At 65.5% G+C, this 11,846-nt stretch carries 13 protein-coding genes; 7 read left to right on the top strand and 6 right to left on the bottom strand.

What is annotated here, in order from left to right; genetic code table 11:
• Nucleotides 1-314: 314 nt before the first annotated feature.
• The 5 genes from ASD86_RS09720 to ASD86_RS09700 all read right to left on the bottom strand — a co-directional run bounded on the left by ASD86_RS09720 (nt 315) and on the right by ASD86_RS09700 (nt 4,079).
• The gene (locus ASD86_RS09720) at nt 315-1,235 is read right to left on the bottom strand and encodes a hypothetical protein (RefSeq protein WP_056109848.1); all 921 of its coding nucleotides are present in this window, start codon (nt 1,233-1,235) and stop codon (nt 315-317) included.
• A 24-nt stretch (nt 1,236-1,259) separates the two neighbouring features.
• Nucleotides 1,260-1,700, bottom strand: a complete 441-nt coding sequence (locus ASD86_RS09715; RefSeq protein ID WP_056110673.1) for a nuclear transport factor 2 family protein — start codon at nt 1,698-1,700, stop codon at nt 1,260-1,262.
• Nucleotides 1,701-1,953: 253 nt separating this feature from the next.
• Nucleotides 1,954-2,493 (bottom strand): DUF411 domain-containing protein, encoded by a 540-nt coding sequence (locus ASD86_RS09710; protein ID WP_200957224.1) that lies wholly within the window; start codon nt 2,491-2,493, stop codon nt 1,954-1,956.
• Between the two features lie 299 nt (nt 2,494-2,792).
• Nucleotides 2,793-3,224 (bottom strand): CopL family metal-binding regulatory protein, encoded by a 432-nt coding sequence (locus ASD86_RS09705; RefSeq protein WP_162253644.1) that lies wholly within the window; start codon nt 3,222-3,224, stop codon nt 2,793-2,795.
• Between the two features lie 99 nt (nt 3,225-3,323).
• Entirely contained in the window at nt 3,324-4,079 is a 756-nt protein-coding gene (locus tag ASD86_RS09700; RefSeq protein ID WP_157476396.1) for an energy transducer TonB, read from the bottom strand.
• Nucleotides 4,080-4,378: 299 nt separating this feature from the next.
• Between ASD86_RS09700 and ASD86_RS09695 the strand changes: the two genes are divergently transcribed.
• Genes ASD86_RS09695 through ASD86_RS09675 form a run of 5 tightly spaced genes read left to right on the top strand, consistent with a single transcriptional unit; the run spans nt 4,379 to nt 9,315 of the window.
• Entirely contained in the window at nt 4,379-4,591 is a 213-nt protein-coding gene (locus tag ASD86_RS09695; RefSeq protein WP_056109842.1) for a hypothetical protein, read from the top strand.
• Nucleotides 4,592-4,620: 29 nt separating this feature from the next.
• Nucleotides 4,621-5,748: a hypothetical protein gene (locus ASD86_RS09690; RefSeq protein WP_056109840.1), complete on the top strand. Its 1,128-nt coding sequence runs from the start codon at nt 4,621-4,623 to the stop codon at nt 5,746-5,748.
• Between the two features lie 4 nt (nt 5,749-5,752).
• A complete protein-coding gene (locus ASD86_RS09685) occupies nt 5,753-6,967 on the top strand; it encodes a toxic anion resistance protein (RefSeq protein ID WP_056109839.1) in 1,215 nt (404 codons plus the stop codon).
• 47 nt (nt 6,968-7,014) lie between these two features.
• A complete protein-coding gene (locus ASD86_RS09680) occupies nt 7,015-8,619 on the top strand; it encodes a VWA domain-containing protein (protein WP_056109837.1) in 1,605 nt (534 codons plus the stop codon).
• 12 nt (nt 8,620-8,631) lie between these two features.
• Nucleotides 8,632-9,315 carry a hypothetical protein gene (locus tag ASD86_RS09675; RefSeq protein WP_056109835.1) on the top strand — a complete coding sequence of 228 codons (684 nt, stop codon included), beginning with the start codon at nt 8,632-8,634 and terminating at the stop codon, nt 9,313-9,315.
• 65 nt (nt 9,316-9,380) lie between these two features.
• Here ASD86_RS09675 and ASD86_RS09670 read toward each other — a convergent pair whose 3' ends face one another.
• The gene (locus ASD86_RS09670) at nt 9,381-9,590 is read right to left on the bottom strand and encodes a hypothetical protein (protein WP_046658463.1); all 210 of its coding nucleotides are present in this window, start codon (nt 9,588-9,590) and stop codon (nt 9,381-9,383) included.
• An 83-nt stretch (nt 9,591-9,673) separates the two neighbouring features.
• On the opposite strand from ASD86_RS09670, the gene ASD86_RS09665 reads away from it, so the two are divergent.
• Together ASD86_RS09665 and ASD86_RS09660 are read left to right on the top strand one after the other, a co-directional pair.
• Nucleotides 9,674-10,708, top strand: coding sequence for a hypothetical protein (locus ASD86_RS09665; protein ID WP_157476394.1), 1,035 nt, complete (start codon nt 9,674-9,676; stop codon nt 10,706-10,708).
• A gap of 136 nt (nt 10,709-10,844) precedes the next feature.
• Nucleotides 10,845-11,780 (top strand): hypothetical protein, encoded by a 936-nt coding sequence (locus ASD86_RS09660; protein ID WP_056109832.1) that lies wholly within the window; start codon nt 10,845-10,847, stop codon nt 11,778-11,780.
• Nucleotides 11,781-11,846 lie beyond the last annotated feature (66 nt).

Below are 11,846 nucleotides of genomic sequence, written 5' to 3'. Positions count from 1 at the left end.
AGGCATGCGCCACACGGGACATCCATGTCCCGGTGGCGCACGGCGTGCATCCTGCACGCCGCCTTTCGGGTGTGCTGTTGCTAACGCGAGTCCGTGGCTTCGCAGCGCTGGATGAACTGCGCGGCTTCAGGCTCAAGCAAAAGCGACACGGCCTACCTGTAGGAGCGGCGCGAGCCGCGACCGCGGGAATTCGACTACGTCGTAGCTTCCAATAACGTTGTCATGGCACGGGTGACGCGTACCTATGCCCGTCACCCTTCGGTGCCCTTTGCTAACGCGTTACAGGCGTCGCTTGAGGAACGCCGACTCAGTGGCTAAGGCACAAGCGAAGCATCGAACAATCCACCCGGAACCCTGCGATCGTCTCCATCCGTCGCCAACAGCAATCGGATAGTGTCCGATTCCATACGCGCATCGACCCCCTCGATCTTCTGCACCGGATTCACCGGTTCGACCCGCTGCACGTTCCCCTCGACGTCGGCGATCCCTATCGCCGCGCCAATACAAGGACCATCGTGATAGGTATCGTCGACATGCTCGGCGACCGCGCTGAAAACCATCCGACCGTCGGGCAACGCCGACCCGTCGGTGAAACCCAATGGAACGCCATCGACCCGGCCCAGCTCGACGGTGACGATGCGCGCTGGCAACTCGGGAAGACGCAACTCATCGACGCCGCCCAAGGCACCCAGCACATCGGCAAGCGGAAAACCGATCAGCGCGTTTTCCGGATGCCCGCCGCTGGCGCGTTGCAACAGCACCAGTTCCTGGCCGCGCACCACCGCGCCTTCGATATTCAAGCTGGGAAAACGCGCCTGCAACGTCGTGTACGGCGCGGACAGATCGACCAGTCGCGGCGGGCCGCTCAATGCACCCGATGCGTCCAGACCGAGCAATACACCGGTCCGTCGGTTCGGCTTGGAGCCCGAAGCCAGGGCCAACAGCGCGCCGCTCGGATGACCGGCGAACGCAGGCAAACGGACCAGCGCTTCGAGATCGGGCTTGAGCGCCTTGCGCGCGGCCGCATCGTCGGGCAAGTCGCCCGCGAAGATCCGCACCCAGCCTGCATCGTGTCGCCCCGCGAGACCGAAGACCCCCAGGTGCAATTCGTCGTCGGCGATCGCGTACAGGACATCGCCGACGACCACGATGCCGCTGGCCGCGCTGAGCCGATCGGGCACGCCGATTTGCGCGGCGGAAAACCGCAGCGGACGCAGCGGGTGCAGATCGATCATGGCGTGTGGATCATCGTGCCCGCCTCATTGACGCTTGGGCTTGCTGTGCCACAGCGCGTTGACGATGATCCATTTGCCGTCAAACCGGCCCATATGGAAATAGTCGACGAACCACGGCGTTTCCAGCCGCACCGATGCGGCTTCGTCGGTCACGTCGAGCACCCGGCAAGTCCGGTTCCATTGCTCTTTCGGCGTCTTCAGCGCGCCCTGTTTGGTCAGCACGACCAGTTCTTCCTTCGACATGCGGCGCAGACCAAGCCGCTCATAAGGCGTATCGCCGATCACCGCGCGCTTGGCCAGGTCCGGATGCAGTGCGCGCGCAACCCGCTCCGGGTTCGCTTCGAGCTGACCGTCCACATAATCGAAGCAGGTCGCTTCGATCGCGGCGATCGTGGCCGGATCGGCGACGGGTGCGGCGGGCGCCACCGCGGATGCGGTCGCAAGAACGAGCGAAAACGCCAACATCATGACCTCCATGGGTCGAAACGGGACAGTGCGGGTGAGGTCGTGAACTGCATGCAATCGCGCTACCGCACCGCGGACCACATGCGCGCCGCGCATCGAGGCGGGCGCGCCGGCGATCATCGGCGCTGCAAACCTCGCAGCACAAGTGCCGCGATCCACGCGCGGTGTTCGAATGCATGCGTGCCGAAACGTTGCCGCCAGCGCGCCGGGACCTCCGCATGCGCGACGTCCCGGTGCACCGGCGGCGAAACGATCACCGCGATCCGGCGCCGCCATGCTGGGCGAATGGCCGGGTGCTTCCGTCCGTGGCGATGAGCTCCACCGTGTACGGCTCCACGCGTCCGTCCGGCATTTCCATGCCCGGCGATCCGGCCGGCATGCCGGGCAACGTAAGGCCACGCGCCTGCGGACGCTCGGCGAGCAGACGCTTGATGTCCTCGACCGGAACGTGGCCTTCGATCACGTAGCCGTCGATCTGAGCGGTGTGGCACGAACCCTTGCCGAACGGAATGCCGAGCCGTTGCTTGAGCGGATGGATATTGTCCTGATCGCGGACTTCGACCGGAAACCCCGCCTGGCGCAGGTGATCGACCCACAGGCCGCAGCAGCCGCAGGTCGGGCTCTTGTGGACCAGCACGCGCGGCAAGGTGTCGGCGGCGGCCGACCGCTGAGCCGATGCCGTTGCGGTTGCCGAAACCGGCGTCGCCGCCAGCGAGGTCTCCGGCGGCCGGGCGCAGGCGCTCAAGACCAGCCCGGCTGCCAACAACAACGACAGTCCCGCGGTATGGCTCATTCGCATGTCCGTTCTCCCTGCTGTTTGTTCGCAATGACCGATGAGTGATCAGTCGGAAAATCAATGACGATGCGCATGACGGTCTTCGGTTGTCGGAGGCGGTTTAGGTGATGTCGCGGGCTTGGCATGTCCACACAGGTGTCGGCGGCCGCGGCGCGACCGCCAATGGAATCGAATGACATGGGAACTCCATATGCGTCTATAGATGTCCGTTGAACACGGACACGAGCGTCGCCGCCATCCCGCGCGACAGGCGGGCCGGGTGCGGCGACATGGGCGCGCAATGCGCCGACGGATGCTCAGGCGATGGGAGGCCGAATCAGATGAGGCAAGGCCGGCGCTGGGTAAGCGAGCGCCAAGGCCGCGGTCACGCGATCGTGCGCGGCCAGCAGCGACGCCTGCGACACGTCGGGAATCAGCGACGCGTACACCTGAGGGGAGGCGCATTGGCATGCCGAGGATTGGCAGCAGTCCGGCGCGGCGGGATCGCAAGGCTCTGGCGCAGTGGCGGATGCATCGGGGAAGCCCGCGTTGTGCGTATTCGCCGCCATCGCCGACCCATGTCCGGCGCAGTGCGATGCCGCGGCGTCACCCACCGCGCCGATCGCGTGCTTGCCCGATGGAATCGTCATTTCGACGGGCAGACGCACCGACGCGTGCGCCGTCCAGATCCCGTTCAAGACCAGGATCAGGCTCAGCAGCACGCGCAGCAGGACAGTCGATGCGGACATCGCCGCACGATAACCCATCGCGAAGCGCGCGGCATGCTTACTGACGTGGGAAGGTCGGTGCGCGCGAGGCCGCGATAACGGCCGCGCGTTCGCGCCGCATCAACGATAGGGCGGCGGCGTCTTCTGCCCGTAAAACACCGGCCAGTGAAGCACCGACGCGACCGGCTTGCCGTCGAGTACGGCGGGCCGATAAAACCACTGCAGCGCCGCGAGCATGGCCGCGTCGTCGATATCGCCATGGCCGCTGGACACGCCGACTTTCAGGTTTTTCCTGCCACCGTCGCGATCGATCTGGATCAGCAGCACGACCTTGCCGCGCAGCTTGTCGTCCTTGACCGCGGCAGGCCACTTCGGCGGATTCGCCTTCATCGAGGCGCTGTCGGGCCGCGCTTCGACATCGACTTTGACCGAAGCCCAGCACCCCTCGTACACCGGAAAGTCCACGGGGATGCGGATCCGTCCCGGCGCGGGCTGGCCGTTTTCGATGGCGGGTTTGTACCGCCAATGCTTCGCCGCCTCGAGCGCCGCCTCGTCGAAATAGGCCTGGCCGGCCGACCGTTCGATCGTCGCCTTGTTGAACTCGCCGAACTTGTCGACGTCCACCAGCACGATCGCCGTGCCGTCGACGCAGGCTTCGATCGCCTGCGACGGATATTTCGCCGGATTGAGCCTGCGCGAGGACGTATCGACGCTGGGGCCGAAATCCGATACGTCCTCAGCGGCGACGGGCGCCGCGGCGAACATCGCGACCGCGCCGAGCACAAGCCAAGCACCTGTTTGTTTCATGAGCATCCCTTCATCGATCCGCGGCCCATCTCGGACCCGGGTGTTGGCCGTGTCGGCGAAGGCTAGCACGCTGGCCGCGGTGCCCCGGCCGGTCTGCGATGGCGCGAACGAGGGCGATGCGCCGGTCCGGCCTTGAGCGCATCGGCATGCTTTAAGCGCTCATGCGGAACACAACCGCGCACATGACGATCCAGGCTTGAGACCCCGGACGTGATCCGGATTTGGCAACGGCGCCCGGCCCCATGCCTCGCCCTGACCTTCCGCACGCTCCATCGCGAGTGCGTACGCGGCGGACCACAACTGCCATGAAACTGAAATACAACCGGCGTCCAATGTCTGCCATTGCGCACTCACTCGTATTCGGTTCGATGCCGAAAGCCGCCAACCGCACCGTGGTCACCACCTTCCGCACTCAGCCGGGCGTCCGCGAGGCGCTGGAGGTCGCGGCGGGCATGGAGAACCGCAGCATGTCGAACCTGATGGAACGACTGGCGATCGAACACTGCCGCAGCAAGGGGATTCCGATCGCCGGACTGGAAGCCGACGACGACACCCGCGGCCAACGCGGCCAATCGGGCTGATCCGCAATCGACACACAGGGGACGTGCTGATGAAGAAATTCCTGGGACCCGGTCTGGCCGTCCTGCTTCTGCTGGGCGTGGCCGCCGGGGTAGTGTTCTCGGCGAAGGACAAGCGCGCCGGCGACCAGGCCGCGCAACAGGCCGCCGCGAACAACGCCACGGCCGCGCGCCAGATCACCGTGCGGGTGCTGACCGGCTCGGAGAAACTCGACTTCCTGCGCGACCGGGAACTGACCCGCATCCTCGCCGGCGAAGGCATCGCGCTGGACGTGCAGAAGGCCGGCTCGCGCGAGATCGCGACCCGCCCCGACCTGAAGCAATTCGACGTCGCCTACCCGGCCGGCGCGGCCGCGGCCAAGAAGATCGCCGCGGTCACCGGCTCGCGCCGCCTCTACAACAGCTTCTACACGCCCATGGCGGTGGCCAGCTGGAAGCAGTTGCTGCCGACTCTGGAAGGCAACGGCATCGTCCATCAAGAGGGCGGCACCTATTTCATCGTCGACATGCGCAAGCTGGTCGAGCTGATGGAAAAGGGCGCGCGCTGGAAGGAACTGCAGCCCAATCCGAACTACGCGGTCAGCAAGTCGGTGTTGATCACCAGCACCGATGTGCGCACCAGCAACTCGGCGGCGATGTACCTGGCGCTGGCGAGCTATCTGGCCAACGGCGACAACGTGGTCGATACCGAAACCGTCGCCGACGGCGTCGCCGATCGCCTGGTCCATCTGTTCGCCAAGCAGGGCTATCAAGAAGCCAGTTCGTCCGGTCCGTTCGAGGACTACGTGACCATGAAGCTCGGCAAGAGCCCGCTGGTGATGATCTACGAGCAGCAGTTCCTCGAATACGCCTTCAAGCATCCCAGCGTGGACCCGAACATGGTCCTGCTGTACCCGCAGCCGACCATCCTGACCAAGCACACCATCGTCGCGATCAGCGACAAGGGCGAGCGCTTCGCGCAGGTGTTCGAACGCGACCCGCGCATCCAGGCGATCGCCCACCGTTACGGCCTGCGCGGCACCGACAACAGCGCGCTGTTCGCGCAGGCCAAGGCCCGCAAGCTCGACGTGCCGCAGACCCTGGTCGACGTGGTCGATCCGCCGACCTACGACTTGCTCGAACGCATGATCTCCCGCATCGAATCCACTCTCGGACACTGATCCCATGACCATGCAGACTTCGTCGCAGACGCCGGAAGAAACCTCGGTGCTGACCCTGGACATGCCCGAACCGGTGGCGGTGGTGCGCGAGCCCGATCAGGCCAGCGCGATGATCCCGTTCAAGGACGAGCTGCGCACGCAGCTGTTGTCGCAGGCCGACGGCTTCATCCAGGACTTGCTTACGCTCGATCCGCATTCGGAGGATTTCCGCAGCCGCGTCGACAGCGCGTTCCGCCTGGGCCGCAAGGAGATCGGCGACAGCACCTTGCTGACCAACAAGTTCCTCGACAAGAGTTTCGTCAAGGACGCCGACAGCCCGGCGTTCAAGGTGATGAGCGAGATGCGCATGCTGTTCGAGGACCTCAACCCCTCGAAGGAAGGCGATCTGCTCGGCGTGCACAAGCTGCTCGGCCTGATCCCGTTCGGCAACAAGTTGCGCGCCTACCTGCTGCGGTTCGACGCGGCCGGCGATTCGATCCGCAAGACCATCGATCATCTGTACGGCGTGCAGGACGAACTCGCGCGCGACGACCAGGCGCTGTACGCCACCATGCAGAAGCTGCTGGAAGCGCTGACCCGGCTCAAGGCCGCCGACCTGTTCGCCAACGAACTCGACGCCAAGCTGTCGGCGGCGATCGACGGCCTGAAGGCGACCGATCCGGCGCGCGCCAAGGCGGTCGAACAGGAAGTGCTGTTCTATGTGCGCCAGGCGAGCCAGGACATCAAGACCCAGATCCTGGTCTGCATCAACGGCTACAAGATGCTCGAAGGCCTGCGCAAGACCGGGCGCGAGCTGCGCAACGGCTGCGACCGCATGGCGACCATCGGCATGTCCAGCCTGTCGATCGCGGTGACCTTGGCGCGCGCGCAGGGCTATCAGATCAAGGTGATGGATGCGCTGGCCTCAAGTTCGAAGGCGATCGAAGGCCTGATCGCCTCGACTTCGACCCAGTTCGGCCAGCACGTCGACCGCGTCGCCGAATTCCAGAGCAATCCGCTGATCGGCGTGCAGGCACTGCAGACCGCGTTCGACACCACCTTCGCCGCGCTCGACCGCATGGACGAATTCCGCGGCAAGGCGATCCAGACCATGGGCGTCAACATCGGCAACCTCAAGACCCTGATCGACAAGGGCGAGGCGCGCATGAACCGCGAAGGCACCGCGATCGCGGCGATGCAGCACGCGACCGCCGCGCCCGCAGGTCCGGTGGCGCTCTGATTTCGCCGGCGACTTCGCCAGGACCCGCCTTGTCAGGAATGACTGCCATGACCCGATTTCTACGCCTGTTCGCCGCCGCCGTGGCCGTGTCCGTTCTGGCCGCGTGCGGCGGCGCGCAGGACGCTGCGCCGACCGACAGCGACGCCGCGCCGCAACGCGCGTTCACCGTGCTGGCTGGATCCGAGATCAAGGACGTCGATACCCAACTCGGCGACGACATCCGCAAGGCGACCGGCATCGACGTGCGCTTCACCTACTCGGGCACGCTCGACGCGATCGATCGGCTCAACGCGGGCGAGGCCTTCGATGCGGTGTGGGTGAGCCATGGCAAATACCTGGCGATGAATCCGACGCTCAAGTCGCGGATCAAGGCGCAGGAAAAAATCATGCTGTCGCCGGTGATCCTCGGCGTCAAAGCGTCCAAGGCCGCCGCATTGGGCTGGGACAAGACCGACCCGACCTGGAAGGACATCGCCGACGCCGCCGGCAGCGGCCGCTTCACCTTCGGCATGACCAATCCGACCGCGAGCAACACCGGCTTCACCGCGGTGATCGGCATCGCCGCGGCGCTGGCCTCCAATCCCGATGCGCTGACCGAAGCCGATGTCGCCAATCCGGCGCTCAAGGCGTTCTATCAGGGCCAGCGCATGACCGCCGGCTCCTCGGGCTGGTTGGCCGACGCCTACGCCGCCGATCCGTCCAAGGCCGACGGCCTCATCAACTACGAGTCGGTGATCCTGTCGCTCAATCACGGCGGCAAGCTGCCCGAGCCGCTGGTGCCGGTGTATCCCAAGGAAGGCATCATCACCGCCGACTATCCGCTGATGCTGCTCGACGCCGGCAAGCGCGGCGACTACGACACCTTGGTCGCGTACCTGCGCTCGCCCGCATTCCAGACCAGGTTGTCGGCCGCGACCCTGCGTCGCCCGGTCAGTCCGGACGCGACCGCGGCGGCGGAGATTCCCAACCGCACCCTGATCGAATTGCCGTTCCCCGGCCAGCCGCAGGTCATCGATCGCCTGCTCGACAGTTTCCTCGCCGACATGCGCATCCCGTCGACCTCGCGTTACGTGCTCGACCTGTCAGGCTCGATGGAACGCGACGACCGTCTGGGCCAGCTCAAGACGGCGATGAACACCCTGGCCGGCGGCGACAGCGCCTCGCTGAGCTCGCGTTATGCGCGCTTCCAGAACCGCGAACGCATCGGCCTGCTGCCGTTTTCCAGCCAACCGATGCCGACCCGCACGTTCGACATGGGCAGCGGCGCCGACAGCAACCGCGCGACCCTCGCGGCGATCAAGGCCGCGGTGGAACCGATGGCCGCCAACGGCGGCACCGCGATCTACGACAGCGTGCGCCAGGCCCTGCTCGAACTCGCCAGCGAGAAACGCAGCCGTGCGGAAAACCGCTATTACACCGTGGTGCTGATGACCGACGGCGAAAACAACGAAGGCATCGAACTGCAGGAATTTCTGCGCTGGCGCGAGCGCCAGGACGACGCGGTCAAGTCGATCCGGGTGTTCCCGATCATTTTCGGCGAGGCCGACGCCTCGGAAATGAAGTCGCTGGCCGACGCCACCGGCGGCAAGGCCTTCGACGCGAAGTCGCAATCGCTCGCGCTGGTGTTCAAGGACATCCGCGGTTACCAGTGACAGCATCGATCGATGGATAAGCCAGTCGCCCTTCCCACCGCGAACAAGCTGCGGCTGTACCTGTACAGCACCCGCAATATCGTCGGCTGCTGCCTGGGCGCGATCGGGCTGGTGTTGTTGTTCACCGGGGTGATCGGCGCGGGCTGGCCGTTGATCGTGGCCGGGCTGTACGCCGCCGGCGCGATCGGCTGGCCGCGCAGCACCCTGGCCGATGCGGTGGCGAACAGCGAAGTCTCAGCCGATCAACTGGTGCAGCATCTGGATCGGCTGGTGAATCAGGTCGCCAAGGCCTTGCCGCCCGCGGCGCTGGAATCGCTGCGCAGCATCCAGAACACCTTGCGCGACTTATTGCCGCGCCTGCGCACGCTGAAGGATTCCAGCGCGCTGTCGGCGCAATCGGCTTTCACCATCCAGGAAACCCTGCGCCGCTATCTGCCGGACATGCTTGCCAGCTATCTCCGCCTTCCGCCGGCGTTCGCGAAAATGCAGGCCCTAGACGACGGACGCACCGCCGCGCAGACCTTAACCGATCAGCTGCAATTGCTGGATGCGTCGTTGAAGAAGATCGCGCAGGAAGCCTTCGCCGGCGATGCCGAGGCCCTGATCGAAAGCGGCCGATTCCTGCAGCAGAAGTTCGACCCCAAGCCCGCGTACGAACTCGCCGTCGACAACCACGCCAAACACTCCAAGCCCTAGCCGCACCGTCGCGGCCGAGGCGACGCCCGCGACCCGAGGCGGGCCGCGGGCGTCACCGGCAAGCGTCAGAGCGGACAGGGACGGGTGCCGTCTCCGCGCTTGAGGCAAGTGATCAGATTGGTTTCGCATTGCATGCCGCCGCCGGCCGCGATGCAGGCATCGTAGGTGTTCCAGCAACGGGTGCATGCATTGGTGGCCGCGCTGGCGCTCATGAACATCGAACAGCCGAAGACGAATGCGGCCAGGGCCGCGGTGGTGCGTCGCTGCATCTTCATGAAAATCTCCGTTTAGTTGTGTGCTTCCCTACCGCCCGGTCACTCATTGACGGGCCGGCCGATGGTAGGCCCGGGCGAAAATCGTGTCCACACGGGTTGGTTCGGTAGTGACGGCCGGCGCGTTTCGGCCTTTCACGCAGGCTGCGCGATCAGATGCATGCAGCGGCGCTCGCCGCGAGCGGTGTCGATCTCATGGTGCGCGACCGGTCGCCGGCATCCTCGCTCGCTGTCGTGCGGACGCAACGGCGCGCGCGGCGCTCATGATCGCGGCGTCAGTCGTCGCAACGTTTATCATCACGTCTCGGCCAATCCTGGATGGCGCATTGAACGCTCCCGTCGCGGCGAACAGAAGGCGCATCCGACGCCGCTGGTATGTGCTGGTGGCGATGCTGCTGGTACTGGCGGGGTTATGGCGGCAGTTTCCGGGGCCGCGTTTCGGCCTGGCTTTCACTCTCGCCACCGGCATCGGCCGCGATGCACTGCAGCGGCGCATCGATGGTCTGGAGGACGCGGCGATTCGGCGCGCGCCTATGAGTGCGCAGGACAAGCAATTCCTCGGCGATTTCTACCGGACCCTGGCCAGCGGCGGAAAGCTGGTGATCCTGGCGCGGCAGACCGGTCGCATGATGGATCACTACCTCGACGGATCGGGTCGCGACTATCGCCTGCATCCGGCCATCTTCACCGGTAACGCCAAGGTCCGCGCGCAGATGGCGCTGCTGGACAAACGCGTCGCCGGCCTGCCCTGCCTCGATGGACAACGCGTCTCTAGCGCGACGTTCTACATGCCCGACCGCAGTCAGACCGATTCGGTGTTTGGCCTGTATTACGGCAGCGTGCATCTAACCCAGAACAAAACCGCCGATGGCTGCCGGCGTCACTGGCGCGCGGAGGTTCCGTGGGTGTGGCCGTCCTATCCGAGCCTGCGGGCGAAATACAGCGACCCGCATGCGGAAAGCTTTCCGCTGCCGAACCTGCAATCGATTTTTCTCGGCCCGCGACGCGCGTTGCGTGTCGACAATGGACTGGGCGAATACCTGACCCGGATCGGACTGGCCAAGTCGTTCCTCGCCTATGCCGAATGGGACGAGGAGCCGCGAGCCGCCGCGGCGAAATGATTGGACACGCGTGCTCGCGATTGATTCCGACTTGCCCGCTCGCGTATTTTCCCTCGGCGTCCCGCGCATCGCGACGACCGCGGCGCGCGGAGCCGAATGGACACACACCGAACGCTCAAGGAGCCGCACCGTGTCGATGGACGATCGAATCTGGACCTTGATGGTGGCCGCCATCGGCCAACGCATCGACAGCCCACCCGCGCTGGCGCTGATCGAGGCCATCGGCGCCAAGCCGCTGCGCGCGGTGACGCCGCGCAACCTCTACGATCACACCGCCTCGAAACAGCACGGCCTTTCGGTGACGTGCAAACCGACGCCGAAGCACCGGCCGTATTGGCCCGAGCGCAGGGAAAAGCGCGCCTACATCAACTACATCACCCAGATCATGATCGATCCGGCCTACACCGGCCCGCTGCCCGGCGGCCTGCGCTGGGGCCTGAGCAAGCCCGAGCTCGATGCGATCGCGAGTTTCGAACTGCGCGGTTCGCGCGATATTCCGTACTGGAATTTCGAAGCGCCCGGCCCGCTGGTCAAGCTCGCCGCGACGACGTCCAGCTATGCCTTGTTCCCCGAGGATCAGCCCGCGTTCGACCGGATCTGGATGGAGCTGGATGAAGAGTCGGACTTCGTCTCCGCCTACGCCGAATACGAACAGACCAAGCCACTGGTCTATGTCGAGGACGCCTTCTTCACCGTCTGGTGCGGCTTGAACGGTCTGCTGGACGAGCAGCGATTCGACGCGCAGGCGCTGCAACCACTACGCGATCGCTCGATCACGCCGCTGGCCTTCCTGCACGGCCCCTGCGCGCGGCTGCTGTGGAGCGGCGACGTCCGGCCGCAGTTCCTCGCGTTCGTGGCCTTGTACTACAACGGCATCGGCCTGCCGGACGAGCAACGCTGGGTGTCCGATATCAACAAGGCATTCGCAATCTCCAACCATTTCCAGGACGATCCCACGCGAATGACCCAGGACGACTGGGCGAACTACGACGCGATCGCGCCGCTGATCGATGAGCGCTACGCGCAGTGGCAGCGTGGCGAACTCAAGGCGAGGCCCAGGTCGCCGGGTTAGTCGAACAGCGCCGCGCAGCCGCGCCATCGACAGCGCGCGCGAGGATCGCTAAAGATTTCGATAGCC

The sequence above is a fragment of the Lysobacter sp. Root690 genome (assembly GCF_001427785.1).
In the GTDB taxonomy this organism is placed as follows: Bacteria; Pseudomonadota; Gammaproteobacteria; order Xanthomonadales; family Xanthomonadaceae; genus Lysobacter.
This window is presented reverse-complemented; position numbering and strand designations above follow the sequence as displayed.